Here is a 26,460-nt window from a genome sequence, read left to right as displayed (position 1 = left end):
TTTTGTGTTTCAATTGCAGATCAAATTGAGCCCAATCAACCTGGGTATCAGGTCTTCTTGAGACCTCTATAAGGTCAACCTGCAGCAATCATCCATTGCTAAGCTTGGGGATCTGGGAGGCTCTGCCCTCAAACAGGTCGCATAGTTCCTGCATCCCCGATTCATCATCTTTTCTTTAAAAAATCTGGTATCCGTCGTATGGGTGACTTAGGTCGTGTGCCTGTTGGAATTGTTGGTGCGTCAGGGTATGGTGGAGTCCAACTGGTCCGCCTGTTGCTGGAGCATCCTGGGGTAGAAATTGTTTATCTGGGCGGGGAAAGCAGTGCTGGTCAGCTTTTCTCTGAACTATACCCCCACTTCGCCGATCGGGTAAAGCTGGTGGTAGAACCGATCGATCTGGAGGCGATTGCGGCCCGCTGTCAGGCCGTTTTTCTTTCCCTCCCTAATGGTCTTGCCTATAAGATGGCTCCGACGCTGTTGACTAAAGGATGCAAGGTTCTGGATCTGTCAGCGGACTACCGGTTTTCCGATCTGGAAACTTACCAAGCCTGGTACGGGGGCGATCGCAACGATCGAGACATCGCCGAAACCGCTGTCTACGGGCTGCCGGAGCTATACCGTGATCGAATTGCAGAAGCCAGGTTGGTGGGGTGCCCCGGCTGTTATCCAACCGCCAGTTTGCTCGCCCTGTCCCCGCTGCTGAAGCAAGGACTGATTGTGCCCGAAAGTGCCATTATTGACGCTAAATCTGGCACTTCAGGTGGGGGCAGGCAGGCCAAAACCCACCTGCTCTTGGCAGAGGCCGAAGGCTCTCTGGGGGCCTACAGTGTCGCTACTCACCGCCACACTCCAGAAATTGAGCAAATTTGCAGTGACCTGGCTGGCCATGAGGTCACGGTCCAATTTACACCTCACCTCATTCCCATGGTGCGGGGTATTTTGTCCACGGTTTACGCCACCCTACGGGATCCAGGACTGGTTCGGGAAGATCTCATCACTATCTATACGGCGTTTTATCGGGCATCCAGTTGGGTGAAGATTCTCCCCAGCGGCGTCTACCCTCAGACGAAATGGGTCTGTGGAACGAACTATGGCTACATTGGGATTGAAACCGATCCGCGCACCGATCGGGTGATTGTCATGGCTGTGATCGACAACCTAATTAAAGGGCAGGCTGGACAGGCCATCCAATGTTTGAACTTAATGATGGGATGGTCGGAAATGTTGGGATTGCCCCAATTAAGTTTCTATCCCTGAAGCCATAAACCCATAGGGAGGCGGCATACCACCTCCCTATGGGTTTATGGGCAGCATTCCATGGATTTATTCGATCGTGATGGACTGAGGGCCACTACCATTGCCATCGTGACGACCCATTCCAGCGGCATGGGAGCCCCCACGGGCCTGCCGATCTAGCCAGCTCTTCACGGGATCCTCCGCCAGGTTTAGCCGCAGGAAACCCGTAACCAGACCACCCATAAAGGCGATCGGTTCCTTCGCGAACTCCTTCAATAGAGGGGACAACTCCTCAGCAAACATAAACAGTGTCTCCACAATCAATCGACTGTCATCGGTTATCCGTCATTTGTCATTATGAATGACTCCCAACGGATAACCCATAACCAAATGTTCAAGGACAATCCCCGCCTTGCTTAGAGAGCCAGACTTGCCAGAATCGGTTCTCCCTTGGCTGCTCCGGGAGCATACATCTGGGTTACATAATCGGCAATCATGCGATCGGTGTTGAAGGCTGGAGAATTCGACTTAATCGATGCCTTCATCAGGCGAATCCAGTTGTGGGGAATGCCCTGTTCATCCTGGTCGTAGTAGAGCGGCACAATTTCCTGTTCCAGCAGGGCATAGAGAGACTCGGAATCCACCCGGTCCTGCAGATCCTGATCGCTCGTATGCTTATCTTCCCCGATCGCCCAACCGTTCAGGCCCTTGCCATCAGGACCAGCCTGATAGCCTTCACACCACCAGCCATCCAGCACACTGCAATTAATTCCGCCATTAAAGCAAACTTTCTGGCCGCTGGTGCCAGACGCTTCCAGAGGTCGGCGGGGATTATTCAACCAGACATCTACCCCCTGAATCAGCTTTTTAGCCGTATAGATATCGTAGTCTTCGATGAAGGCAACCCGGTTCTGGATGGCCGGATGTCGGCACCATTCCATCAATCGCTGAATAATCCGCTTGCCCTCTTCATCTGCCGGATGGGACTTGCCAGAGAAAATGATCTGCACCGGACGATCGGAATTGCCAAGAATTTTGAGCGCCCGATCGGCATCTCGCAGCAACAGATCCCCCCGCTTGTAGGGGCTAAACCGGCGAGCAAAGCCGATGGTCAACACATGGGGATCCAGCAGGTGATTGGCTGACTGCACATAGTAATCTTCCTCACCTCGAGATTGACGCGCATGCTTCACCCGGTAACGGGTATGGGCAATCAACCGCTCCTTCAAAATCATATGCCGTTCCCAGAGCTCCACATCAGGAATCTGGTCTACCTTCGACCACATCCCTGGATCGGAAACATGGATGGACCAGTCTTCACCGAGGTAACGGTTATACAGATCGCCAATCAGAGGCGCAGTCCAGGTCCGGCTATGCACCCCATTGGTAATGTGGGCGATCGGAACATTGTCCTCACTCCGCTCTGGATAGAGAATGTTCCACATCTTGCGGGAAACCTGACCATGCAATTCACTGACCCCATTGGCGGCACGACAAAGGCGTAGAGCCAGCACCGTCATCCCAAAGGGCTCCCAGGGATCACCCAAACGTCTGGCCCCCAGAGCCAGGAACTGCTCCCGTGAGAGGCCCAATTCTGGCCAGTAGGTGGCGAAGTAAGAGTCCATCAGATCGGCAGAGAACACATCATGGCCTGCCGGGACAGGCGTATGGGTGGTGAAGATACAGCGATCGCGAACCCAGGCTTCAATGTCATAGAAGGACTTGCCCTGTTTCAAAACTTCCGTCCGGGCAATTTCCAGCAAACTGAAGGCGGCATGACCTTCATTCAGATGATAAACGCTCGGTTCAATGCCCATAGCCTGCAGAGCCCGCACCCCCCCAATCCCCAGAACGACCTCCTGGGCAATCCGGGTATCCTGGTTCCCGCCGTACAGGTGACCTGTCAACCAGCGATCGACCGGATCATTATCATGACGATCGGTATCGAGCAGGTACAGGTTCACTCGGCCCACCCGCACCTTCCAGATTTGGACCCGCACCAGGCGCTGACGAATCAACAATTCAAAAGTGATGGCCTCACCCCGTTCATCCCGGATCAGCTCCAAGGGCAACCGATCAAAGATATTGTCGGTGTAGTAGTCTTCCTGCCAGCCATGGCGGTTGAGCCGTTGGTGAAAGTACCCCTGACGATAGAGCAGACCAATGCCAACCATGGGAACACCCAGATCAGACGCGGATTTGAGATGATCTCCGGCCAGGATACCCAGGCCACCAGAGTAAATTTGTAACGACTCATGGAGGCCAAATTCAGCACAGAAGTAAGCGATCGGATGTTCGTGGGTGATCTGGGGGGCAACCCGACTGGCCCAGGTATTGGTTTCGGCCATGTAGGCATCGAACTTTCCGACCAGCACCTGAAGTCGCTTCAGGTATACAGGGTCTTCAGCCAGTTGGGTCAGGCGGTTATAGGAAGACATTTCCAGCAAAGCAACTGGATTGTGCCCACAATGCTCCCACTCGTCCGCATTAATGGCACGAAACAGGGACAGATGATCAGTAGACCAGCTCCACCAGTAGTTATAAGCCAGATCCGCCAGACGTTTCAGTGGAGACGGCAATTTTGCCTGCAATTGAGCCGCAGGATTCGTAACAGGGTGAGTCATATAGGCATTACTCGCAATAGGTCAATGGGTGACAGTAGAGGAGATCGCAACCGGGGTTTCAATAATCTGCTTCAACGATATCCGGAATTTGTGATCATTCAAGAAACGGAAACTCCACCGGCGAGCGGCTGATAAGATACGGGGCCGCATAGAAAATCGCCATGACTTTATAGCTTGCCAGGAATCCACCCATCAATAACGTTTTTTTTACAGTCTCTAAAGCTTTGCTATCAAACTTGCGGTTTCTTTTTAAACTGTAAGGTTTTGGCTGGCTGAGCCCGCGTAGCCTGTAGCACTCTTTGACCCCTATCGGTTAGCATCAGAGATACGAGGTTTGAAGCTGGCTACCAGCTTACTTCGGAGAATAGCCATCATTCCTGAATAATTCCTATGAACCCTGCCCTGACTCAATTTGGCGAACAGATGTCCCACCTGACTGGGGTACGGGCCATCATGAAGGACATCGTGGAAACCTTACGGTCCGCCGAGAACAGGGAATTTATCAATCTCAGTGCCGGGAATCCGGTCATCCTACCGGAAGTGGAACAACTCTGGCGCGACTGCACCGCAGATTTACTGGCCAGCCGAGAGTACGGCGAAGTGGTGTGTCGGTACGGTGCCAGTCAAGGCTATCAACCCTTAATCGATGCGATCGTTCAGGACTTTAATCAGCGCTACAACCTGAATTTGACCGATCGCAATGTTTTGATTACTCCTGGCAGCCAGACGCTTTATTTTTATGGTGCGAATAGTTTTGGTGGCTATACCAGTAGTGGCCAGTTGAAGCGGATTGTGCTGCCTCTGAGCCCTGACTACACCGGGTACGGCGGGGTGAGTCTGATCCCGGAAGCTCTGGTTGCCTACCGACCGGCTCTGGATATTGATGAAGCGGCACACCGGTTCAAATACCGGCCAGATTTTAGCCAACTAGAGATTAACGAACAGACGGGCTGTGTCATCTTCTCCCGGCCCTGCAACCCCACCGGGAATGTCCTAACAGATGAGGAAGTCCAGAAAATCTCTGCCCTAGCCGCTCCTTATAACGTGCCTGTGTTTATTGACTCCGCCTATGCTCCGCCTTTTCCAGCGCTGAACTTTACCGACATGACACCCCTGTTTGGAGGGAATATTCTTCACTGCATGAGCCTGTCTAAAGCCGGGCTACCGGGAGAACGGATTGGGATCGCGATCGGGGATGAGTCCTTCATTCAGGTGCTGGAGTGCTTCCAGACCAACGCCATGATCCACTCGTCTCGCTACGGGCAGGCGATCGCGGCCCGGGCGATTAAATCTGGTGCCCTGGCAGATATTGCCATCAACGTGATCCGGCCCCACTATCACAGTAAATTTGCTGTCCTGGAATCAACCCTGGAGGAAGCTATGCCAGGAAGTCTGCCCTGGTTTCTCCATCGTGGGGAAGGGGCAATTTTTGCCTGGCTCTGGTTACGGGATCTACCGGCCACAGACTGGGATCTTTACCAAGAGCTCAAGCAGGTGGGCATCATAGTAGTCCCTGGCAAAGACTTTTTCCCCGGCTTAGCTGAGGGGTGGGAGCACACCCACCAGTGCTTACGCATCAGCCTGACAGCCACGAACGAAGAAATTGCCACCGGCATGCGCCGCTTGGCCGAAGTGGTGCAAAAGGTTTACCAGCGATCGGCCGTTTTAAGTCAATAGGGCATTGGTCATAAGTGACTGACATGGCTGATGAGGTCTGAATTGTGGTCAGTTGGTCAGAAATCCTAGACGCTCAAACGAGAGTTCCGAAGGCTCACAAATGACTCATAACTAATCACTAATCACTAATGACTTATAGCAAAGCAGGCTGGCTCGAAATTGGCAAAATTGTTGCGGCTCAAGGATTGAAGGGAGAAGTTCGGATTTATCCCGACTCTGACTTTCCGGAACGGTTTGAAGACCCTGGTCGCCGCTGGCTCCTGAAACCGGGAGACACCGAGCCCCAGCCTGTCGAGTTACTGAAGGGACGCCTGATTCAGGGCAAGGGCTTATACGTGTTGCAGTTTGCTGGAGTCACCGATCGGGACCAGGCAGAAGCCCTGCGAGGAAGTCGATTACTGGTTCCAGATACCGATCGACCACCCCTGGAAGAGGATGAGTTCCATGTGATGGATCTGATTGGGTTACCCGTGTTCCACCAAGTTGAGCAGATCCAGATTGGAGAAGTGGTCGATGTCTTCACCGCTGGCAATGACTTGCTGGAGGTCCAGCTCAGTCAGCTTGAATCGGATGATGCAGGAACAGATCCAGACACTACCAGCGTCAAGCAGAAAAGGACAACCGTTCTGATTCCATTTGTCAAAGCGATTGTGCCGATCGTCGATTTGAAGCACAGACGGATTGAAATTCTGCCCCCAGCGGGGCTGCTGGATCTCTAGTCAGAGCCTATGGAAAGCTGCCAGACTCCTCGTTATTTTGACTGTTGAACTAATTTTTTTCTTCTTCCCGAATTCTTCACCTTTATTGCCTACTCTTTAGATAGAGCAAAGGAAGCAATGCTCATACCTTCGATAAGGCCAGTTGTGTGTGTGACTGCGACTCGGGAGTTGAGTAGGGTGGATGACACCCCACTCAATTCCCTCCCTGTTTTTGGGCCCTTGTTTGCTTAAGTCATGGCTGTCCCCATTCGTGTCTTACTGGTTGAGGATTCCCCCGTAGTTCTGACCATTCTCCGACGGTTGCTGGCAGAAACGCCCGATATGGAGATTGTAGGGACTGCCCACAATGGAATAGAAGCGCTGGCACTCATTCCTCAGGTCAACCCTACCGTCATTTGCACTGACCTGCACATGCCCAAAATGGGTGGGTTGGAGTTAACCCGCCGAGTCATGGCAGAGTGTCCCAGACCCATTCTCGTCATCAGTGCCTCGGTCCAGGCTGAAGATAGCCATACTGTTTTTCAATTGTTGCAGGCCGGAGCCCTAGATGTCTTCCCTAAGCCTCGGACAGGTCTTTCCTCTGAGTACGAACAGATGAAAATAGACCTGCTCAACCGCATCAGAGTCCTAGCCGGGGTTTCAGTATTTACCCGTCGCCCAGCTTCATCCTCTGAGATCAAACCTGTGCCCCTGCCAAGTTCCCTCCCAGCGATCTCGGTCCCCAGAGATATCTGCTTCCCGAGGGTGGTGGCGATCGGGGCCTCGACCGGAGGTCCCCAAGCCATGCATACCATCCTCAGCCAGATCCCCCGGTCCTTTGCAGTGCCCATTCTCTGTGTCCAGCACATCAGTGAAGGCTTTTTAACCGGTTTAGTGAACTGGCTGGCGGCTGAGTGTAGCTTGAAAGTTCGGATCGCCCAGCCTGGAGAAATCCCCCAGGTCGGCACCGTGTACTTTCCGCCCGAACGCTGTCATCTACAACTGGACCCCCATGGGCGCTTCCTACTGCCCCAAGGCCCCCCAGTCGCAGGCCATTGTCCTTCTGCGACCATTTTGTTTCGCTCAGTAGCCGCCTACTACCGGCGATCGGCCGTCGGCATTTTGCTCACGGGCATGGGGCGGGATGGGGCGGAAGGATTGGCCGAACTGGCTCAAGCCAGTGGCATCACGATCGCTCAGGATGAAGCCAGTTGTGTCGTATTTGGGATGCCCAAAGAAGCGATCGCCCTAGGGGCAGTGCAACAGGTGCTGCCCTTGGATCAGATTGCCCCGATATTGCTGCACAAAATTTTTGCGCCTCTTTGAATCCTGGGTACGACCGTTCCCTGACAGTACCATTCAGTCAGACCACTAGCCCACTTCAGATACAGAGGCGGTTGAAAGCTGATCCACAATTTGCCGCAACTGGTCAATATCAAACGGCTTGATCAGATATTCCGTTGCCCCCGCCAGTTTGCCCTTGACCCGATCGAAGGCCGTGTCTTTGGAGGTCACCATCACCACAGGCAATTGCTGAAACTGAGGCAAACTTCGCAGGGTGCGGCAAAATTCCAACCCATCGACATCCGGCATCATGACATCCAGCAGAACCACTGAAATGGGTTCGTGATAGATCATCGACAATGCTTCAACTGCGTTATCTGAGACGAGCACCCGATACTGAGGTTCCAGGGCTCGCTTAATCATCTGGTGCATCACCGCACTATCATCCACGGCCAGCACGGTTGGGGCTATCGCGTCGATCGTCATGATGGTTACTTGAACTCAGTCAGGAAATCCCTGCGGATATTCCTAAACTGCCCAATCTTGATGAACTCTCCTGCAGGGTTGACGACTCTCAACATTTTGTAGGAATGTCAGGTCGATCTTCACCATGGTCGAGCCAATAAGTAGGTCGGCACAATTAAATTAAGGATGAGAGTCGGGGGGAAGGGGGCGTACCCCCTTCCCCCCTTCTTATAATTAATCTCACCCGATTACTTAGATCTCCGATAAAAAACAGATCTCCGATTTCTTACAGAAGTCGGAGATCTAAAAACCTATATCTTTTTCAATACCCTTTAAATATGCAGAAGCCGGAGGACATTAATCCTGCCGGTTCATTCCTGCATTATTGTGCTCGTATCCAATCATTATCTGAACTCTGAAATTAGTTTGGATCCGGCCTTAATTATGCGCTCCGCTTCAGAGAGTTATCTGCATATAACTCCATTGGAACTAATTCGAGCTTGCCATTAACTTGAGTTTTAACGTAGACGATTCTGACGAGTGGAGAGTGGTTTTGATTGTAGCGCGTAGACATAAGAATCACCTCAAATCATTTAGGGAAATATTATTGGAGCTATGCCTGAAGTAGAATCAATTACTCTTTTCTCTACAACAACCAGAAGGTTTAATCTTTTCCTCACAATCTTAGTTAATCAGGAATGACCGATGAAAACTTCCGAATGACTAACGATAATTTCCAGATGTTGTAGTTGATAACTCAGTAGTAACACGATGACTATGACTACAAAACCTGAGATGCAAAATCTTGAAACCTGGTTTAAATTTCCTGCTGTTTGTGTGAATTACCTGCAAAGGCCCGATCGGGATCTTCTGGTGAACGCATTGGATGAAATTCATTATTAGCAAGGGAGGCTAGGGCGGAATCCCCATGCCCCTGCACCCCCAAAGAGCACCTCACTTGCATTGCGTCGAGTGACCTAAAATTCCTGACTTCTAAATCAGTCTTTGTAACGGGGCGTAAATGATTCCGTAGTTTTATGGTCCGTATCGTTTGCTGCCATGGGGGATGGGAACGCTGGTGAATAGATAAATCCAGGTGATTGGTTCTCCTGGTGCATTGATATTTCGGTGGGTGTGAACCATGCAGAATACCCTAGGATTGCCCTTCAGCCAACTGATTGCTAGAACCCTGGGATTGCGAGTAGATGCGAAAGATTGGGGTCAGCTCTGGGGCAAAATCAAGACTAGAACTACAGCCCTGAGCCTACCCAGTCAGGACTCATACTATCAGTTCCTGGCCTCTGGGCAGGGTTCAGCGTCAGTCAAAGCAGAGTGGCAGGAACTGGCCAGTCTGATCACGATCGGAGAAAGCTATTTCTTGCGAGATCAGGGGCAGTTTGGATTACTGCGGCGCACCCTCTTACCAGACCTGATCCATCGACAGCAAACCCACCCTCACCCTTCCCTGCGTCTCTGGAGTGCCGGTTGTTCCACAGGGGAAGAAGCCTACTCTCTGGCCATTCTTTTAAGGGAAGTTGTGCCAAATTTGTCGGCCTGGAGCATTTCCATTCTGGGCACAGACATCAATCCTGCTGCGATCGATCGGGCAGAGCGAGGCATCTATAGTGATTGGTCGTTTCGATTGGTGGATCAAGACCTGAGACAGCGATATTTTCAACCGCACCGGGAAGGATGGGAGATTGCTCCGGAACTGCGAGACATGGTGACCTTTCAGGTGGAAAATCTAGTTCAGCAGCCTGATTCAGGCAAGTTACATTCCAACATAGATGTGATCCTCTGTCGCAATGTATTTATCTATTTTGATCCGGCAGCGATCGCAGCAACTCTGAAGACCTTCTACGACGCCCTACGACCAGACGGGTATCTGATCACAGGGCATACCGAACTGCAGGGACAACGTATCCATCTATTTGCCGTCCGCAGTTTTTCGGAGTCAATCGTTTATCAGAAGTCCCCCGCCGATGAAACAATCCCAACACCGGAACTGAAAGTTGCACTCCCAACACCAGCACCAACGATCGGGTTGGAAACAGCCGCTCCCCTCCCCAGCGCGAAGGTTGAGGACAAAACCCCAGAAACCCTTTTTCAGCAGTTGGAATCTTTAGTGGCCCAGCAATCTTACAGCGCAGCCATTCACACAGCCAGAACCTTATTGCTGCTGGAACCCCAGCATCTGCGGGGACACTGCCTGCTGGCACAGATCTATGCCAACCTGGGGGATCATCAGCAGGCGGTGATGGTCTGTCAGCAAGCTCTGCAGTTTCATCCCCTGAGTGTAGAGCCCTGCTATCTCCTGGCTCAGATTGCCGAAGAACAGGGGGATGTGGAACAGGCCATGCAACTGCTCAGGCGCATCATCTATCTGGCCCCGGAAGCAGTGATGGCCTACCTGGAACTGGGTTCCCTGCATCAGCGGTTAGGCAACGAAGCCAGGGCGATCAGGAACTGGCGCTCGGCCCTGGATCTGTTACATCACATGCCCCAGGATCGGGTGATCGAGCCCCAGGGAACCTTCACTGTCAAGGAATTACAAACTCAGGTAGAAAAGAGTCTGCAGAACTATGGAATACCAACCCTATCTCACCTTTGAACTCAGTCACACCTGCTATGGTCTGGCAGCCGCCACGGTCCAGGAACTGCTCCTCCTGCCAGAGATCATGGCAGTCCCAGATTCTCCCTCTGCCATTGCTGGCGTCATCGACTTGCGGGGCGACATTGTGCCCGTGCTGGATCTGCATCGTCGTCTGGGGCGCAAGTCTCCCCCTTACCAACTCTCCGACTGTGTCATTATTATCCAGACAACTACCGATCGCCTGGGAATCATTGTGAATCAGGTGCGAGAAGTCCAGCCGATCGGGACGGATCAAATCAGCACTCAAGTGATGCAAAGCCAGCCCCCTGGAGCAAGCCTGATCAGTGGCATGGCCAGGGTGGGGGAGGAAATCGTCACATTGTTGAATGGAGAGCAACTGCTACATCCCCTCACCCCGCTTTCAGATCTGCAGTCCAACGGTCACCAGCCTACTTTTCAGCCGGACAGCCCAACTGCTCCACCAGAAGTGCAAGCGGCAATAGGGAGCCCAAAGGGCGGCACGCCAAGCCAAGGAAGACTCTAGAGAGGTGGAGCCACGCCATGGAGCCACGGAGGCTGAACCCCCAAGCCTCAACCACGCCCCCTCTCCCCTTTCCCGGTCTAACTACCGGATCGAAACCATCCGAGTGCCCACGAAAGAACTGGACTCCCTGCTGACGCAGGCCGGTGAACTCACGGTCACGAAGATCCGAGTTGCCCACCGCCTCGCAGAGGTGGAGGGCATGGCCAACCTCTGGGAGGAATGGAGTCGGGATCTGTTTACCAACCGATTTGTGCTCCAGGATGCGCGCTAGGGCAATGGTTCCTTGCAACATCTGGAAGCCCTGTACAACCGCATGGATCAACGCCTGGAGCAGTTCGGCTCTCTGGTTAAGACCCTGCAAAGTGCCTTGAATGAAGACACCACCCGGTTGGAACTCATCAGTCACGATCTAGAAGAAGGTATCCGCACCCTGCGCCTGTTACCCCTCTCCACCATCTTCAACCTCTTCCCCCGCATGGTGCGGGATCTGGCTCGCCAGGAAGGCAAACAGGTCGAACTGACGATCGCAGGTGGCGACACCCGCGCTGATAAACGCATTCTGGAGGAGATGAAAGATCCCCTGATGCATATCCTGCGGAATGCTGTGGATCATGGGATTGAGCTGCCTGCAGAACGGGAACAACAGGGCAAACCGGCCACAGCCACCATTCATCTGCGGGGCTATCAAACCCCCACCAGCATTGTGCTGGAGGTCAAAGATGACGGTCGGGGTCTGGATCTGGAAAAGATCAAACAGACTGCCCTCAAAAAAGGGCTCTGTCGGGAAGATGATCTAGCCACCCTCTCCCCCAGCCAGATCCAATCCCTGATTTTCACGCCGGGTTTTTCCACCTGCCCCCTGGTCACCGAAGTCTCTGGACGGGGAGTCGGCCTGGATGTGGTGCAGACCCAGGTCGAGAAGTTGAAGGGCCATATTCAGGTGGAATCGATACCTAGTCAGGGCTGCACGATCCGGATTCATCTGGGCCTCACCCTGGCCACCATGCATGTGCTGATTGTGGCCCTGAACCAGATCCCCTACGCGATCCCGGTGGAGTTTGTCCAGACCACTTGTCTGGTTAAGCGGGAGGATATTTTCACGCTGGAAGGGCGGGAGACGATCGTCCACGATGACCGCCCCCTTTCCGTCGCCTATCTCTCCGATCTGCTGGAACTACCGGGGCAATCCTCCCTGCCGACCGGTTCCCTGCCCTGCATTATCCTGCAGGTGGGTCAGGAGCGTCTGGGGTTGTTTGTGGATACCCTGGTCGATGAACAGGATGTGGTCCTCAAGCCCCAGAGCCAGCTACTGAAGCGGGTTCGCAATGTGTCTGGAGCAACCATTCTGGGCACCGGCGAAGTCTGCATGATCCTGAATCCCCAGGATTTGATCAAATCGGTGTGGCAACGGGGAAGCGCTGTTGAGCATTTCCAGGCTGACATGCGAAATCCAGCCCGCCCAACCGTGCTGCTAGTCGAAGACTCGATCGCCACCCGCACCCAGGAAAAGCGCATCCTGGAGGCAGCTGGCTATGAAGTGATCACCGCAGTTGATGGAATGGATGGCTACAACAAGTTGCGATCGCGCCCCTTTGATGCCGTCATCTCCGATGTCCAGATGCCCCATCTGGATGGCCTGGAACTGACCACCCGGATTCGTCAGCATCAGGACTACGATGAAATGCCGATTATCCTGGTCACCTCCCTGGCCAGTGATGACGACAAACGCCGGGGCGCTGAAGCAGGAGCCAATGCCTACATCACCAAAGGCAGCTTCAACCAGGAGATTCTCCTGACAACCCTACAACGGTTGATTTGATTGTCTTGAGCGATCGCCCAACAACGTCGTCGGGGCCAAGGGCAGGATGTCTGGATTGAGTCCCCCAATCTGGTTTGTCCGGATAACCCAGAGCTTTGCCCCCTGCTTTAACAAGAGACTGGCCATTTCATCGTGGGCGAGACGAGGCAGCATAGTCCGCCAGGTTTCCAGAGCCCGCAACAGTGTCTGGAGGCGAGGCTCCGGTTGAGTCAGACTGGCCAATTCATCTGTCTTGTTCTGCCAATCCCGCCGGACAAACCCCAAGGGTAGGAGTTGTCGCTCCAGAGATCGACCCAAGGCGACTAACTGGTGAAACCGAGCGGTCTGGGGATGGTCGGGATGATGGTACAGCCAAAACGTAATCTCTGGATGGGCCTGCACGATCTGCTCCATGTTATGCAGCGCCCGATATAGGGCCTGATTGGAATTCTGCACACAGGATCGGGCTGGCGTCACGATCGTCGCTCCCGTTCCTCCACCAGTGCGGCAGAGGGCCATCTCGTAGTTTAACTCTCGCAACAACTCCCCTAGCGGAGACAGTTTCAGCCCGTCAAACTCATAATCCTGGGTGATGACATCCCATTGAATGATCAGATCAGACACAGGCCGATCGCCCAGCCACCCTCGCTGCAAATCTCCCATATAGTTTGCCCAGGTCATGGCTCCTGCAATAATGCCATCCGCATTGTGGGCGTAGATCTGCTGGTATTCAATCTCGAAGCGCAGCTCATCCGAGAGGGGATCGCGGACCACAGTGGCCTGCCCGTAAGCAAAATGGCCAGTGACCAGACCCAACCAGCCCCGCTCATCCTTCTGCTCCCCTCGCATACCTCCATAAAGATGAATCACAAGCGCCCGATCGCCTGCCTGCCAACTGGCCAGCGCCGCTGGAACATCCTGGGCCAATGGATCTAAGAGGGTGCTGCGCCAGGTCCCTTTTCTCCCTCCTGTATCAGCCCAATTTTGTTGATGGATGTACTGCAACCCGGCCTCAACCCCCAGAATGATTTCATCGGGTTCCAACCGGGTCAGGGCACGGGGTTCTAGCGCCTGCACCACAAAAGTACCGTGGATATCCCTGGCCCCGTAGCCATACCATCCAGCCCGATTCAAGGGAGACTGTTCCAACCCCTGGTTCGTCGATCGGAAAATCCCATCCCGATCGGCTACCACCTGGGGAATCCGGATCACCTCGGCAGTCCCGTCAAATTGGCCGGACTGTTGATTAAAATGACGCACCGTAAACCGGTCATCTTCTGGATCACATCGTTCCAGCACGGTGAACAGGGTATAGAAACAGCCCGTGATCTGAACCGGTTCCTGCGCAATTTGGACCGTGAGTCGATTTTCTACCGCCTCTTCGTCCGGCTCCCTGACCAAGACCGGCTCCCGCAATAGCACCATGACATTGTCATCCGGTCGTGCCCCAGCCAGGGACTCCAGAGGACCGACCCGGTGCCAATGGTTGAGGCGATCGGGATGGAGCCGACCGGCCCGTTGACTGGCGATCGTCGTCTGGGTGAACTGAATGCTTTGAGTCGCCGCCTGAACATAAGCCTGAACGGCTGGCTCCTGACTCCATTGCAGGCGCACGATGGCACCCGCCAAGGGGGGAGCCTGGGAAGGTTGATGGTGAATTTCAAACAACACCGAGTCTCCCGGAGTCCGCTGGTCTGGAGTCGGCAAGATCAACCGTCCCATCCAGGGGGCAACAGGGTGATCCAGGGGCGGAACAATGCCCGCCACCGGATAGGTATCCCAGTGATTGAACGGATCTGGACGATACCGATCGTAATTCGAGGGTTGGGGCGGGACTGGCTGGCGCTGCCGCCACCAAAACAGCCCCAGGACGGCCAGACTCAGCAAAACCAGGCTGGCTTGGAGGCTATCGAAGCAGTGATCCCAGATTGGGGCTGTGGACATTCAGGCCTCACAGGGCTGTGATATCGTTAACGGTCTGGACAGGGATGGCCAGGCCCATCCAGTTGAGTGGGTTGGGCCGCAACCGCTCCACCCCCAGCCTGGGACTGCAGACACTCAACCAGCTAGATGCGCCTGTGGAAGCCCTGCCGGTCTTGGACGATCGATCGCTTATCTACCATCGTCATCATGGCGGGCATATCCCGTGAGACCTTCTGGGTCAAATTCAGTTCAGCCACTACGGCTGGAAAGGTCTTGCCCATGGCCATGCGATAGCCAATCTCCTCCACTTCAGCCCAGGTCAAATTACTCTCCACAAAGGCTTTCGTCATGGTGATCAACAGGTTTTGATACTTGTTGCCATCTGCCACCGTCATCATGGTGTGGGGAATATCCAGCACCCGGCTGAACAGGTGATACCAGGACTGAGGCTGACGTTGCCGAACCGTTTCAGCCAGGGTCCGATGGTCGTAATTATCGACAGCAATATCACTCTCACTGGAGATCGTGAACAGGGGCGGCGCAGGATACTGCTGGGCCCGTTGCAGAATGATCTGCCCCAAATCGAGAAACACCCGTAGGGCTGGCAAGGCAAACCCCGAATAGCCCAGGATGCCAGTTTCCGGCAATCCCTGCCACTCGAAGTAAGTATCCAGAGCCCGGGTAAACATATCCACCACCCTGCTACTACTGCTCAGGTAGGGAGCAAAGAGAATGGCCCGGTAAATCTGCTGGGGACGCTCCAGGGCTAACCAGGCTGCCAGGGTTCCCCCTGCCGACAGCCCCCCCACAATCACATCCTGCCCCAGGGTCCGGGCTATATCCAGCCAGTGCAGCACAAAATCCTGGTAGATTTTCTTCTGGACGGGCAGCGGGGCAGGGTTTTTAGCATTCCAATCTCCACCCTGACCATGGCCCGGCATCAGGGGAACCAGAACGTTATAGCCCGCCTTAAAGAAGGTTTCCCCCATGGGAACGAACTGGTAGGGAGCCGCCGTAAAACCATGAAAGAAGAGACAGACTCGTTGAGTAGGCGCAGACTTGAGGAAAAACCGAGACCGACAGGATTCATTCCGCAGGGGCAAGCCATCCTCTCGATCGCAGGTTTGCTGCATCAGGGTCTTTACAATCGTCGTGTAGTCAGACATGCGTTAGGCAAACTGGCTAAGAATATTCCCATCGTAGCCGACAAGTCAGAAAATTCTCCTATGGAAATGTTATGAAAGCCATGCTCTGGCCCAAGATCAAGCTAAATCATGGGGAGCAAGATTTCAAATTCCGTTCCGGTTGCAATTGTTCCGATCGTGTAACAGGGCGATCGCAACTTCAACTTGCCCCCATGCTTGGCTGTGATGATTTGGTAGCTAACGGAGAGGCTGGTTTCTTTGGCTGCCCGTCGTTCTTCGGAGAGGGCTTCCCGGAGCTGTTTCTGTCGATCTTCCGAGATCAGCGGACCGTTATTGGCAATGCGCACAGAGACCCAACGAGACTCTGAACTTCCGGCAGTCTGGGGTTCGATCGAGAGCACCTGGGTTGTAATTTCAATGCGGGGCTTTAGTTCTGAAGCCTCGGGGGGAACTGCCACCGTCGGGTTAAAGTCTGCGATGATACGCTGCCGCACCACCTGATCCAGCAATGTGCCCACAGCATTGCTGATAATGTTCATGAACACCTGGCTGAGCTGGCCAATGTAACACACCACAGGAGGCAGATCCCCATAGTGTTTAATCACCTCAATATCACTGGCCAAGCGACCCTTTAGGAGGAGGAGAATCCCATCGATCGATTCATGTAGATCGGCTGGCTTAGGGTAGACCTCATCAATATGGCAGAAATTTTGCAGGCTGGTCGCCAGTTTGGTCAGACGCTCAGCCCCCGCTTTAATGCTATCGAACGATCGCAACAGATCCTTTCGGATATAGTCCAACTCAATTTCCTCTGCTAATGCTGCGATCTCAATTGGTGGATTAGGGACATGAGCTTCATAGGCTTCCAGCAAGTACAGCAGATTCTGAGCATAATCGCTGACATAGGTCAAATTTCCCCAGATAAAGCTGACTGGATCCAGAACCTCATGAGCTACCCCATCCACTAGGCGACCCAGATTCGCCATCTTGTCGCTCTGGATCATCTGCACCTGCATCCGTTCATAACGGACCTGGGTCTCGATCCCCCGGATTTGCCAGTAGGCAATATTGAGTTCATGCACATCCAGCAGGCGATAGGTCATCGGGTCCAGTTTCACAACTACTGGCTCCCCCTGATACTCGGACGATCGTCGGAGTGCATACTGGGCCGCAACCAGAATCGAAGTGTGACCAGCCAGCACCAGCACATCCCGGCGAGCATAACTGTGCAGCAATGTGATCGGGGCTTCCAGGAACAGGTCCATCCCATGGGGACGCACCAGATATTCCATCAACTGCTGACGGGACAACATTCCCTGGTATTGCCCTTGATCTGTCAGGATGACCCCTGGCAGGAGCGGATATTTCTCAAATACCCGCAGCACCTCAACGCTGGTGCAATGGGTCTCAGCCTCAAAGGCATACAACCTCAATTCCTGTAGCGTAGAATCCAGGTTGAAGTCCTGACCACTGCCTTCAGAGCGGTTTGGAGGAATGAGAGTAGCACCGAAGTCATCAGACAATGCCATGCAACCGCAGGAACACTCAATTACCAGTGAACAAGGATGAACTATTCATTGTCAATTGTTATGGGCCAACCGTCATCCGTCCATCACCAGTCCAATGATAGTTGACCCATAACTCTTTCGCTAAAGCGGCAAATGAATCGAAAACTCAGTGCCTGAACCCGGTTGTGATTGGAAATTGAGTTTCCCCTGATGTTTCTCTACCACAATCTGATAGCTGATAGCCAAGCCCAGCCCAGTTCCTTTACCCACAGGTTTGGTGGTAAAGAAGGTTTCAAAGATCCGGCTCTGAATTTCTAGCGGAATGCCTGGCCCATTATCCGCAATATGAATCACAACCCAGCCTTTAGGCTCAGGGGAGGGATCGGAGGCTGCTGGTAGAACGGTGGTGCGGATGACAATCTGAGGCTGCCAGTCGATCTCGGAAGGAAAATCATGCTGTTCCTCTTTTCTGGCTGTCCATTCCTCCAACAAAGCATCGATCGCATTGCTGAGCAGGTTCATGAAAACCTGACTGAGTTGCCCGGAATAGCAGCTTACTGGGGGCAGGTTACCATAATGCTTCACAACCTCAATTCCAGTTTTGAGCCGGTTGTTCAGAATCAGAAGTGTATTATCAATGCACTCGTGCAGGTCAGCAACTCGCCGATTGACTTCGTCCATATGGGAAAACGTCTTCAGACCGATGACAATCTTCCGCAACCGCTCAGAGCCCAATCTGACGCTATCAATCACCTGAGGCAAATCTTTCAGCAGGAAATCCAATTCAATGGCCTCCTTGATCTCCTCTACCCTGGCAGAGGGGGTCGGCTGTTCTTCTTCATAAGCCGAGAGAAGTTCAATCAAATCCTGGCTGTAGTTTGAGAGGTACCCAATATTGCCCCAGATAAAGTTAATCGGATTTAAGATTTCATGGGCCACCCCGGCAACCATCTGCCCCAAACTAGCCATCTTCTCAGTCTGAATCAACTGGGCCTGGGTTTTCTCATGCAGTAACTGAACGGTTAACTGATGGATCTGGGATTGGGCTACCAAAAGCTGATGCATGTCCAGAAGACCATACCCGGCAGATCCCAGATTGACCACGATCGGCTCGTAGAGCAATTTTGATGGGCGTTCTAAAGCCTGCTCAGCCGCCTTTATAATAGACTCCTCGCCGGTCAGAACTAATACAGTGTCACTGATAAACTCATGGAGTAGGCGCACCGGTCTTCTCAAAAACAGATCCGGACCAAAGGGATGGCTCATGTGCTTCAGAAAGCGCCGCCGGGAAATCATCCCAAAGAAATTCCCTGACTCCAGTACGATCACACCGGGCATCAGGGGATCCTGATCAAAAACCTGGGCAATTTCTCGGCAGACTTGATCGGTCTCAATCTGGAATCGACAAAGGGTAAGTTCTTGCAGGGTGGAATCCAAAGCCAGGTTTTTGGCCGTATCTGTTGAGAGAGACCCTGGTTGCAGGCTGTTTTCTGAGAACCCAACGGCCTGAGAGAGGGCAGTCACAGGCACTGGCTCACGATCGGACTTAGGGGAAGGTTTAATCTGTAAAGACATCGCTAAAACCTGCTTGCTTGGGGTATGAGCACAGGGCACCCTCATAAAATGTATTTTGCCTGTTCACTATTAGAATTGCAGCCAAAAAATCATAATCTCCACTTAACCACTCATTAAACTTCTGCACAATTGAAGAGTTTTATCTGGACACCAAAATTAAAGTCTTTGAGGTCAAAAAGCCATATCCAGAAAAAGTTTTATCCCTATTAATTAATCAGTAAATCGATCTAAAATCAGGACGTAAAATATCTTTTTGTTCGAGAAAAACACATATAAGTTTCATTTTTTTATCCAGAATTATTCTCTTCTTCACTTTTCATCAGCCTCTTTTAAGACCCATTACAGCAAAGCGAAGCTCATCCCAAAGATGCTTGATCTAAAGGTCGGATCTATGAATGAGTTTCCTATTAGAAAACCATTAAAACCGTTCAACAAGCACTCCGCTATTTCTCCTGAACAGCACAACAGTAATTTTGCTGAAACTAATACTTCAGCAAAGTTCCTTGAACGGACTAGTAATAGGCTTCGGTGCCAATAGAGACCCTATTCGCATGTCTGAGCAGCAGACAAGGAGCTTGAGTCCCTAACGCATCTCACTTTTGTAGCGCCCCCTCTCCCACCCTGGATTATCGTATATACAGAATCTCTGAAAAGTTTGGCCCCAGTCAGCAGGCTCGCGTGAAATACCCTGTCGGTAGGGATAGCCCGCAGGGCCAAGGCAAGGCCTAGAAAGGGGAGCAGGAGCGTTGAACCCACCCCTCCCCCTCCCAAGAGGGGATTTATGGATATAGGGCAGGGAGTCATTATGTGCAACGTTGCACCAGCCAAACCCGAAGGCCAGTCCTGACTCTATTGACCAGAGTTTTGTCAACCAGTCAGATTGAACCCTACTCACAAAAAAACCTACCCGATTAGCTTCTTGCTCGTGATTTGAGGGGATTCAGAGAATCGGTAGGACTACATATCAGGCGTCACAAAGCCATGTAAAATGCTCTAAGAAGCCTTGGTCAAGCATTCTATTTTAAGATTGTGATTTGAAGGGATTCATAACACTGGTATTGAGGTAACTATGAGGTATCGCGCTCTTATCGTTGCATTCCTGGCTTTGTGCCTGGGATTTCTAACTGCCTGCAGCGGAGGCTCGCAAGCTGTTGGGAGAGAATCACTAACATATGATCAGATTGTAGGAACCGGTTTGGCAAACAACTGCCCCCAACTCAGTGATATTACTCGGGGTTCGATTCCACTTGACTCTGGTAAATCCTACGTTCTGACCAACCTGTGCCTGCAACCCACTGAGTTCTATGTGAAGGAGGAAGGAGCAAGCAAGCGGGCAAAGGCAGAATTCGTTCCAGCCAAGCTGATGACCCGGAAGACCTCCACGATCGATCAGGTCTCGGGTAATCTGGAAATTGCTTCTGGTGGTGTTCTGAAATTCACTGAGCAAGACGGTTTTGACTTCCAGGCCATCACGGTGCAACTGCCTGGTGGGGAGCGAGTTCCTTTCCTGTTCTCGATTAAAGGTCTGGTGGCCCAAAGCCAGCCTGGTGTAACCAGTGTTAACGCCTCTGTTGACTTTGAAGGTGAGTTTCGGGTTCCCTCATACCGGACTTCTAACTTCCTGGATCCTAAGGGACGGGGTCTGACGGCTGGCTATGACAACGCGGTTGCCCTGCCTGCCGTTGCAGATGCCGAAGACCTTCAGAAAGAAAATATCAAACGCTTTGATGTCGGTACAGGCAAGATTTTCCTCCAGGTGAATAAAGTAGACGGAGCCACTGGTGAACTAGCTGGTTCCTTCGAAAGTATTCAGCCTTCAGAAACTGATATGGGCTCTCGCGAACCCAGCGAAGTTAAGATTCGAGGTCTGTTCTACGGTCGCATTGAGCCCGCTCAAGCTTGATCACCAAACTTCAAATTTTGGCTCATGCCTGATATTGGGGGGGTGCGGAATTCCGTACCCCCCTTTACATGGTCGATATGGAACTAACACCGCTCATTCCTACCGCTCCAGAGGGTTTCCGATCGGGCTTCATTGGCATCATCGGTCGGCCCAATGTCGGTAAATCCACGTTGATGAATCATTTGGTGGGGCAGAAGATTGCCATCACATCGCCGGTAGCCCAGACCACCCGCAACCGTCTCCGGGGGATTCTAACCACGCCGACGACCCAGATGATTTTTGTGGACACCCCCGGAATCCACAAACCCCATCACCAACTAGGACGAGTTCTGGTTCAAAATGCTCGCATCGCCATTCAAGCTGTGGATCTTCTTTTATTTGTCGTGGATTGTTCCGTAGCTGCCGGTGGGGGAGATCGCTACATTGTCGAATTGCTGCAAGGGACGGAAACTCCGATCGTTTTGGGGCTGAATAAGGCCGATCAGCAGATCCAGGACAGGGCCAACCCTGAGATGGCAGGGTCAGCAGGCCATGACCTGGATCAGACCTATGCAACCCTGGTAGAACCTTATAGTTGGCCTCTCGTCAAGTTTTCAGCCTTGACCGGCTTAGGGTTGGAGGAATTACAACAGATTCTGAGCGATCGTTTGGACCCTGGTCCCTACTACTATCCCCCCGATCTGGTGACGGATCAGCCAGAGCGGTTCATCATGGGCGAACTGATTCGGGAGCAGATTCTACTCCTGACGCGGGAAGAAGTCCCCCATTCTGTCGCCGTTGTCATCGATCGGGTCGAAGAAGAACCGGAGATTACCAGAATTCTGGCCACCATCTGCGTCGAGCGGGATTCCCAAAAGGGAATTCTGATTGGCAAAGGAGGCAGCATGCTGAAGACGATCGGGAGCGCAGCACGGGAACAGATGCAAAAACTGATCGCCGGTAAAGTTTATCTGGAACTCTTCGTTAAAGTTCAACCTAAATGGCGGCAATCCCGCAGTCGATTAGCTGAGTTGGGCTATCGGGTCGAAGAAGAATAGGCTGGGTGCCAGCCTTCAGGCCATTGATTGCAATCGAATGGCCACCCTCTAGCATCCGGCAGTCCCAGAGAAAACGGATACTGCCAAAGGTTTTAACCAGGGCGATCGTCTCCAGGGAAGCCTTCTGCACTTCTGCAATTCCACTGGAGTCAGCCAGCCGCTATAAACCGTTTCAATCACATTCAGGTCGGAGAGATGGGAGAGCCAGGGCATTGAGGTTTCCTACCGTGGAAAATAGGCTGATCAATGGCAAGGAAAACGAGCACCCTTAACCTTAAGACGAATGTTGCCTGCAACCCCTGTGTCAGAAAGCACAGGCCAAAATTCCCTTGCCTGGGTGATAGGATTCTGACCCAACAGGCTGAGTCCGAATCCAGACCTACCGGATTGGGGGCAGCCGCTAATCCGAGATCGGCCTGATGGCAATAGGTTACATTAATGACTAGCACCCACACCTTCCCTAACAGTCGTATCATCGGAGAATACTTCTGAAGGCCACCCTATTCAGCAGCAAAATACACTTTCCCCTCCAAGAACTCAGGCATGATGGGCAATCTTAATCACATTGAAGAGACGCCGTTAATTCTGATTGCAGATGACGATGAAACGATCCGGGTTCTCCTCCGTCGGGTCATGGAGCAGGAAGGCTATCGGGTGGCAGAAGCATCGGACGGGACAACCTGCCTGGAAAGCTTTGCCCGGTTGCAGCCCAACATTATTTTGCTCGACGCCCGCATGCCAGGTATCGACGGCTTCTCCTGCTGCCTGCAATTACAATCCTTACCTGGGGGCGATCGGACCCCCATTTTAATTGTGACCAGCCTGGAAGATCGGGCTTCCGTAGACCAAGCCTTTCAGGCGGGTGCCAGTGACTTTATTACCAAGCCCATTCAAATTGCTGTCCTCCGACACCGAGTAAGGCGCTTGCTGAAAACCGGTAAGGTGGTTGACGAGTTACGTCGTCAGACGGAGCGGGAGCAATTGCTGCGGACGCTACTGCTCCGACAAATGCGCGAGTCGCCCAGTCTGGACGAGGTCCTGAATACAACTGTGTCAGAGGTTCGGCATTTTTTAGAGGCCGATCGGGTCGTGATCTACAAATTTAGCTATAGCAAGGATGCGGTCGTGGTTTCAGAAGCTGTGCAGCCGATGCTTCCGTCGCTGCAGCAAACGATCGCCTATGCTAACTGGTTCGCTGAGAAGCGAGAACTTTATAATCGGGGCCACGTTGTCAGTACACCTGACCTCAATCAGGCTGACCTCCCCCTCTCCATGATCAAGTTTCTCCAGCAGGCCCAGGTACAAGCAGCCCTGGAAGTTCCAATTTTGCTGGAAGATTCGCTCTGGGGGTTGCTGGTTGCACATCAATGTACCCAGCCCCGGCAGTGGTTCCCGTTTGAAATTGATGCCCTGGAGCAATTGGCTGGACAGGTCGCCCTCACGATCCGGCATACGATTCTCTATGAAAACTTACATAAGCTCACCCAGAGATTACATCTCCTGGCAACATTAGACGGTCTGACCCAGTTGGCCAACCGTCGCCGCTTCAATGAATACTTGCAACAGGAATGGAGACGGGGAGCCCGAGAGCAAACCCATCTGAGCCTGATTTTGTGCGACATTGATTTTTTTAAGGGGTATAACGACAGTTACGGTCACCAGGCTGGGGATGAGTGCTTGAAGCAGGTTGCGCTTGCCATCAGTCAGGCCACCCGGCGTCCGGCTGATCTGGTAGCCCGCTATGGGGGTGAAGAGTTCGCCGTCATTCTGCCCAATACCTCCGTGGAGGGAGCCCTGTATGTGGCTGAAGAAATTCGCATTAAGGTCAAAGCCCTGGGCATTCAGCATGACACCTCTTCGGTAGACCGATCGATTACCCTGAGTCTGGGGGTTGCCGGTATCGTTCCCCACCATGACACGTCCCCTGTCACCTTAATTACTGCCGCCGACCAGGCCCTGTACCGGGCTAAGTTGGAAGGGCGAGATCGGGTCGTCTTGCAAGCCCATGCCGAGATCTAATCGCTATATCCTTTTTTACAAACCGTATGGGGTTCTGACCCAATTTACCGATCGCAGGGATCCAGGGTCTCGCCCAACCCTGAAGGACTTTATTCCGGTTCCCAAGGTCTACCCCGTCGGACGCCTGGATGCAGATAGCGAAGGATTGCTTCTGTTGACCGATCACGGGGCCCTACAGCATTGGCTGACCGATCCCCGATATCAGCATCCCCGCACCTATTGGGTCCAGGTAGAGCACATTCCTGACGAAACCGCCCTGGAAAAACTTCGGCAGGGGATTAACCTCTCCCACCAGACCCGGCGGGCAGGGGTGAAACAACAACGCCAGACCCGATCGGCCCAGATCCAGCTCCTCCCAGAAGACCCCGATCTACCCCCTCGAGATCCGCCGATCCGCTCTCGTAAAAGTATCCCGACAGCCTGGTTAGAAATCGTCTTAACTGAAGGGCTCAACCGCCAGGTGCGCCGTATGACGGCTGCGGTCGGCTTCCCCACCCTGCGACTGGTCCGGGTGGCGATCGCCCACCTGACCCTACAGGGGCTGGCCCCAGGAGAGTGGCGGGATCTGACTGAAACGGAACGCAAATCTCTGCTGACCCGAGCGATCGGGTCACCCTGAGCAGGACAGCCACGGCAGCGCCTGTCAGGGTTGACCGTTGACCGGTATCTGCGTCCTATCTGCAGCAGACCTGGGCGGTACTCTAGACCAGATCGAAGGCTCCAGGCGATTCACATACTGCATATAGGCAACGATCGGCCGATCGATGGGCAGCAGGGCTTGGGGAGAAAATTGGATATGGTCGTAAATCAGCCCATCTTCATCCCGTAACAGGTAGTAGGCCAGCCGGGTCAGTCCTAAGAGCAACTGGCTGACCAGCCATCCCCCCAGACCCTGACGCTGTCGAGTCACATAAATGGGTTGAATCCGGGTTCTGCCAGGAGCCACAGGCGTATAGGCATAAATCATGTGCAGAGGCGGCACTAGGCGCACATTTTTCATGACGGTTAACAGTCCCAGACACCCATGGGCATAGCGCATAGCGTAGGTGTAAGTCGGCCCCAGAACCTGACGACCCATTTTTTCTCGCCAGGTTGTGGCTGGAAACTGGCCGTGCAGGGTAAAGTCCACGATCGTGCCAGTCTGGTTCTGCTGCAGGGAGAGATTCATCTGTACATGGAGGCGATGCACCGTCTGGAGATGCTGGGCATCAATGCCATTCATCATGCAGATATGGTGGTGACAGTTGCGCTCAAAAGCCCGATCAGCCTGGCAAACGATCGGGTGACCGCGCAGCTCATCGAACTCAGCCAGACCTTCCGGGGCCACCTGATCGGGATACACCCAGATAAACCCATACTGCTCGGTCACGGCGTAGGCCCGCACCTGGGCCTGGGGGGGAATTCCTTCTCCACAGGGAATATTCTGACATTGCCCCGTCTCATCAAAGGCCCAGTGGTGAAAGAAACATCGGATCTGGTTTCCCTCCACTCGACCAATACCCAGGTCAGTACCCATATGAGGACAATAGGCATCCAGCGCCCGAACTCGCCCATCCACCCCACGGAAAACCACCAGCCGTTGACCGCACAATTCTACCGATCGGGCCTGTTCACGGGGTAACGATCGACTGGCGCAGGCGATGTACCAGCCCTGAGCAACCACATCCCAATTGTTAAAGATGGTCATATTTTTGGAAACATCCGATTAGGGGCGTTGCAGGTAACGCTTACTATTCCTATTTAAACCAGCAGAAACGCCTGATCATCTATATATATGGAATACAACCGTATGAATATGTCAAAGTCTACAAGCACACCGAATTACTGGCTCATGAAGTCAGAGCCAGCCGTTTATAGCATTACGGACCTCCAGAGAGACGGCACAACCCTCTGGGATGGAGTCCGGAACTACCAAGCTCGAAACTACCTCCGGCAGATGCAACCTGGGGATCTGGTCTTTTTCTACCACTCCAATTCCAATCCTCCCGGTATTGCAGGACTCATGCGAGTGATCACGCCAGATGTGGTGGACCCAACCCAATTTGATGCCCAAAGTAAGTATTACGACGCCAAATCAACCCCCGAACAGCCTCGCTGGCAAACCGTTCAAGTTGAATTTGTCCAGGTATTTCCAGAAATTATTCCTCTGGAACAGTTGCGTCAAAAGTTCAGTGCTGAAGAACTGGTTGTCGTGCGCCAGGGCAATCGCCTATCTGTCCTTCCAGTTCCTGAATCTGTAGCCGAAAAAATCCTGGCGCTCAGCGATTAAAATCCTGAATCCATCTAGAGAAATCGCCCAAACAGGCAACTGCCACGCCAACATGGGACAATAGAGCAGCCTCAGCAGCTTCAACAATTCAGCCTGCTGCAGGATTCCAAGCCATCACTTTGCAGTGCAGACTGTACTTCAGGGAAAGGCAAACTGTTATAG

Annotated in this window: 23 protein-coding genes; 14 read left to right on the top strand and 9 right to left on the bottom strand. The window is 52.9% G+C overall.

The features are described 5' to 3' along the window. Positions 1-198 precede the first annotated feature (198 nt). Complete coding sequence (argC, locus tag BST81_RS17310; protein ID WP_075599756.1) at positions 199-1,257, top strand: N-acetyl-gamma-glutamyl-phosphate reductase; 1,059 nt, start codon at positions 199-201, stop codon at positions 1,255-1,257. Between the two features lie 66 nt (positions 1,258-1,323). On the opposite strand, the gene BST81_RS17305 is transcribed toward argC, so the two are convergent. Continuing rightward, positions 1,324-1,539 carry a hypothetical protein gene (locus tag BST81_RS17305; RefSeq protein ID WP_075599755.1) on the bottom strand — a complete coding sequence of 72 codons (216 nt, stop codon included), beginning with the start codon at positions 1,537-1,539 and terminating at the stop codon, positions 1,324-1,326. Between the two features lie 113 nt (positions 1,540-1,652). Beyond that, positions 1,653-3,860, bottom strand: a complete 2,208-nt coding sequence (glgP, locus tag BST81_RS17300) for an alpha-glucan family phosphorylase (protein WP_075599754.1) — start codon at positions 3,858-3,860, stop codon at positions 1,653-1,655. Positions 3,861-4,250: 390 nt separating this feature from the next. Here glgP and BST81_RS17295 point away from each other — a divergent pair, with 390 nt between their 5' ends. From BST81_RS17295 to cheB, 3 genes are all read left to right on the top strand, one after another. After that, positions 4,251-5,537, top strand: a complete 1,287-nt coding sequence (locus tag BST81_RS17295; protein ID WP_075599753.1) for a valine--pyruvate transaminase — start codon at positions 4,251-4,253, stop codon at positions 5,535-5,537. A 128-nt stretch (positions 5,538-5,665) separates the two neighbouring features. Then, positions 5,666-6,256 (top strand): ribosome maturation factor RimM, encoded by a 591-nt coding sequence (gene rimM, locus BST81_RS17290; protein ID WP_075599752.1) that lies wholly within the window; start codon positions 5,666-5,668, stop codon positions 6,254-6,256. 234 nt (positions 6,257-6,490) lie between these two features. Continuing rightward, complete coding sequence (cheB, locus tag BST81_RS17285; RefSeq protein ID WP_075599751.1) at positions 6,491-7,561, top strand: chemotaxis-specific protein-glutamate methyltransferase CheB; 1,071 nt, start codon at positions 6,491-6,493, stop codon at positions 7,559-7,561. Between the two features lie 45 nt (positions 7,562-7,606). On the opposite strand, the gene BST81_RS17280 is transcribed toward cheB, so the two are convergent. Continuing rightward, on the bottom strand, positions 7,607-8,005 hold the full coding sequence (locus tag BST81_RS17280; protein WP_075599750.1) for a response regulator: 399 nt from the start codon (positions 8,003-8,005) through the stop codon (positions 7,607-7,609). A 756-nt stretch (positions 8,006-8,761) separates the two neighbouring features. Between BST81_RS17280 and BST81_RS29150 the strand changes: the two genes are divergently transcribed. From BST81_RS29150 to BST81_RS17260, 5 genes are all read left to right on the top strand, one after another. Further along, positions 8,762-8,887: a hypothetical protein gene (locus BST81_RS29150; RefSeq protein WP_290439446.1), complete on the top strand. Its 126-nt coding sequence runs from the start codon at positions 8,762-8,764 to the stop codon at positions 8,885-8,887. Between the two features lie 238 nt (positions 8,888-9,125). Then, positions 9,126-10,595: a CheR family methyltransferase gene (locus BST81_RS17275; RefSeq protein ID WP_075599749.1), complete on the top strand. Its 1,470-nt coding sequence runs from the start codon at positions 9,126-9,128 to the stop codon at positions 10,593-10,595. Continuing rightward, on the top strand, positions 10,567-11,121 hold the full coding sequence (locus BST81_RS17270) for a chemotaxis protein CheW (RefSeq protein ID WP_075599748.1): 555 nt from the start codon (positions 10,567-10,569) through the stop codon (positions 11,119-11,121). The genes BST81_RS17275 and BST81_RS17270 overlap by 29 nt, the downstream gene beginning before the upstream one ends. A gap of 4 nt (positions 11,122-11,125) precedes the next feature. Next, on the top strand, positions 11,126-11,392 hold the full coding sequence (locus tag BST81_RS28900) for a hypothetical protein (protein ID WP_075599747.1): 267 nt from the start codon (positions 11,126-11,128) through the stop codon (positions 11,390-11,392). Between the two features lie 12 nt (positions 11,393-11,404). Then, a complete protein-coding gene (locus tag BST81_RS17260) occupies positions 11,405-12,940 on the top strand; it encodes a hybrid sensor histidine kinase/response regulator (protein WP_075599746.1) in 1,536 nt (511 codons plus the stop codon). Here the strand turns inward: BST81_RS17260 and BST81_RS17255 are convergent. The 4 genes from BST81_RS17255 to BST81_RS17240 form a co-directional block, all read right to left on the bottom strand. Next, a complete protein-coding gene (locus BST81_RS17255; RefSeq protein ID WP_075599745.1) occupies positions 12,923-14,863 on the bottom strand; it encodes an abortive infection protein in 1,941 nt (646 codons plus the stop codon). The two genes, BST81_RS17260 and BST81_RS17255, sit on opposite strands and share 18 nt — an antisense overlap. 122 nt (positions 14,864-14,985) lie before the next feature. Next, positions 14,986-16,008, bottom strand: a complete 1,023-nt coding sequence (locus BST81_RS17250) for an alpha/beta fold hydrolase (RefSeq protein WP_075599744.1) — start codon at positions 16,006-16,008, stop codon at positions 14,986-14,988. Between the two features lie 101 nt (positions 16,009-16,109). Then, complete coding sequence (locus BST81_RS17245; RefSeq protein ID WP_075599743.1) at positions 16,110-17,516, bottom strand: ATP-binding protein; 1,407 nt, start codon at positions 17,514-17,516, stop codon at positions 16,110-16,112. A gap of 120 nt (positions 17,517-17,636) precedes the next feature. Continuing rightward, positions 17,637-19,070: an ATP-binding protein gene (locus BST81_RS17240; protein WP_083636919.1), complete on the bottom strand. Its 1,434-nt coding sequence runs from the start codon at positions 19,068-19,070 to the stop codon at positions 17,637-17,639. 1,069 nt (positions 19,071-20,139) lie between these two features. On the opposite strand from BST81_RS17240, the gene BST81_RS17235 reads away from it, so the two are divergent. Together BST81_RS17235 and era are read left to right on the top strand one after the other, a co-directional pair. Then, positions 20,140-20,973 (top strand): photosystem II manganese-stabilizing polypeptide, encoded by an 834-nt coding sequence (locus BST81_RS17235; protein ID WP_075599742.1) that lies wholly within the window; start codon positions 20,140-20,142, stop codon positions 20,971-20,973. 77 nt (positions 20,974-21,050) lie between these two features. Beyond that, positions 21,051-22,010 carry a GTPase Era gene (gene era, locus BST81_RS17230; RefSeq protein WP_253188351.1) on the top strand — a complete coding sequence of 320 codons (960 nt, stop codon included), beginning with the start codon at positions 21,051-21,053 and terminating at the stop codon, positions 22,008-22,010. Positions 22,011-22,058: 48 nt separating this feature from the next. Here era and BST81_RS28140 read toward each other — a convergent pair whose 3' ends face one another. Then, positions 22,059-22,223: a hypothetical protein gene (locus tag BST81_RS28140; RefSeq protein WP_171974786.1), complete on the bottom strand. Its 165-nt coding sequence runs from the start codon at positions 22,221-22,223 to the stop codon at positions 22,059-22,061. Between the two features lie 330 nt (positions 22,224-22,553). On the opposite strand from BST81_RS28140, the gene BST81_RS17225 reads away from it, so the two are divergent. Together BST81_RS17225 and BST81_RS17220 are read left to right on the top strand one after the other, a co-directional pair. After that, complete coding sequence (locus BST81_RS17225; protein WP_216351377.1) at positions 22,554-24,029, top strand: diguanylate cyclase; 1,476 nt, start codon at positions 22,554-22,556, stop codon at positions 24,027-24,029. Further along, positions 24,016-24,648 carry a pseudouridine synthase gene (locus BST81_RS17220; protein ID WP_075599740.1) on the top strand — a complete coding sequence of 211 codons (633 nt, stop codon included), beginning with the start codon at positions 24,016-24,018 and terminating at the stop codon, positions 24,646-24,648. The genes BST81_RS17225 and BST81_RS17220 overlap by 14 nt, the downstream gene beginning before the upstream one ends. A gap of 24 nt (positions 24,649-24,672) precedes the next feature. Here BST81_RS17220 and BST81_RS17215 read toward each other — a convergent pair whose 3' ends face one another. Next, entirely contained in the window at positions 24,673-25,716 is a 1,044-nt protein-coding gene (locus tag BST81_RS17215) for an aromatic ring-hydroxylating dioxygenase subunit alpha (protein WP_075599739.1), read from the bottom strand. Positions 25,717-25,824: 108 nt separating this feature from the next. On the opposite strand from BST81_RS17215, the gene BST81_RS17210 reads away from it, so the two are divergent. Next, a complete protein-coding gene (locus BST81_RS17210; protein ID WP_075599883.1) occupies positions 25,825-26,298 on the top strand; it encodes an EVE domain-containing protein in 474 nt (157 codons plus the stop codon). Positions 26,299-26,460 lie beyond the last annotated feature (162 nt).

Source organism: Leptolyngbya sp. 'hensonii' (genome assembly GCF_001939115.1).
Lineage (GTDB): Bacteria > Cyanobacteriota > Cyanobacteriia.
This window is presented reverse-complemented; position numbering and strand designations above follow the sequence as displayed.

Excerpts from the sequence above, each read along its gene's own strand:
- argC (WP_075599756.1), top strand. The coding sequence starts at position 199 with ATGGGTGACTTAGGTCGTGTGCCTGTTGGAATTGTTGGTGCGTCAGGG.
- BST81_RS17305 (WP_075599755.1), bottom strand. The coding sequence starts at position 1,539 with ATGTTTGCTGAGGAGTTGTCCCCTCTATTGAAGGAGTTCGCGAAGGAA.
- glgP (WP_075599754.1), bottom strand. The coding sequence starts at position 3,860 with ATGACTCACCCTGTTACGAATCCTGCGGCTCAATTGCAGGCAAAATTG.
- BST81_RS17295 (WP_075599753.1), top strand. The coding sequence starts at position 4,251 with ATGAACCCTGCCCTGACTCAATTTGGCGAACAGATGTCCCACCTGACT.
- rimM (WP_075599752.1), top strand. The coding sequence starts at position 5,666 with ATGACTTATAGCAAAGCAGGCTGGCTCGAAATTGGCAAAATTGTTGCG.
- cheB (WP_075599751.1), top strand. The coding sequence starts at position 6,491 with ATGGCTGTCCCCATTCGTGTCTTACTGGTTGAGGATTCCCCCGTAGTT.
- BST81_RS17280 (WP_075599750.1), bottom strand. The coding sequence starts at position 8,005 with ATGACGATCGACGCGATAGCCCCAACCGTGCTGGCCGTGGATGATAGT.
- BST81_RS29150 (WP_290439446.1), top strand. The coding sequence starts at position 8,762 with ATGACTACAAAACCTGAGATGCAAAATCTTGAAACCTGGTTTAAATTT.
- BST81_RS17275 (WP_075599749.1), top strand. The coding sequence starts at position 9,126 with ATGCAGAATACCCTAGGATTGCCCTTCAGCCAACTGATTGCTAGAACC.
- BST81_RS17270 (WP_075599748.1), top strand. The coding sequence starts at position 10,567 with ATGGAATACCAACCCTATCTCACCTTTGAACTCAGTCACACCTGCTAT.
- BST81_RS17255 (WP_075599745.1), bottom strand. The coding sequence starts at position 14,863 with ATGTCCACAGCCCCAATCTGGGATCACTGCTTCGATAGCCTCCAAGCC.
- BST81_RS17250 (WP_075599744.1), bottom strand. The coding sequence starts at position 16,008 with ATGTCTGACTACACGACGATTGTAAAGACCCTGATGCAGCAAACCTGC.
- BST81_RS17245 (WP_075599743.1), bottom strand. The coding sequence starts at position 17,516 with ATGGCATTGTCTGATGACTTCGGTGCTACTCTCATTCCTCCAAACCGC.
- BST81_RS17240 (WP_083636919.1), bottom strand. The coding sequence starts at position 19,070 with ATGTCTTTACAGATTAAACCTTCCCCTAAGTCCGATCGTGAGCCAGTG.
- BST81_RS17235 (WP_075599742.1), top strand. The coding sequence starts at position 20,140 with ATGAGGTATCGCGCTCTTATCGTTGCATTCCTGGCTTTGTGCCTGGGA.
- era (WP_253188351.1), top strand. The coding sequence starts at position 21,051 with ATGGAACTAACACCGCTCATTCCTACCGCTCCAGAGGGTTTCCGATCG.
- BST81_RS28140 (WP_171974786.1), bottom strand. The coding sequence starts at position 22,223 with ATGCCCTGGCTCTCCCATCTCTCCGACCTGAATGTGATTGAAACGGTT.
- BST81_RS17225 (WP_216351377.1), top strand. The coding sequence starts at position 22,554 with ATGATGGGCAATCTTAATCACATTGAAGAGACGCCGTTAATTCTGATT.
- BST81_RS17220 (WP_075599740.1), top strand. The coding sequence starts at position 24,016 with ATGCCGAGATCTAATCGCTATATCCTTTTTTACAAACCGTATGGGGTT.
- BST81_RS17215 (WP_075599739.1), bottom strand. The coding sequence starts at position 25,716 with ATGACCATCTTTAACAATTGGGATGTGGTTGCTCAGGGCTGGTACATC.
- BST81_RS17210 (WP_075599883.1), top strand. The coding sequence starts at position 25,825 with ATGTCAAAGTCTACAAGCACACCGAATTACTGGCTCATGAAGTCAGAG.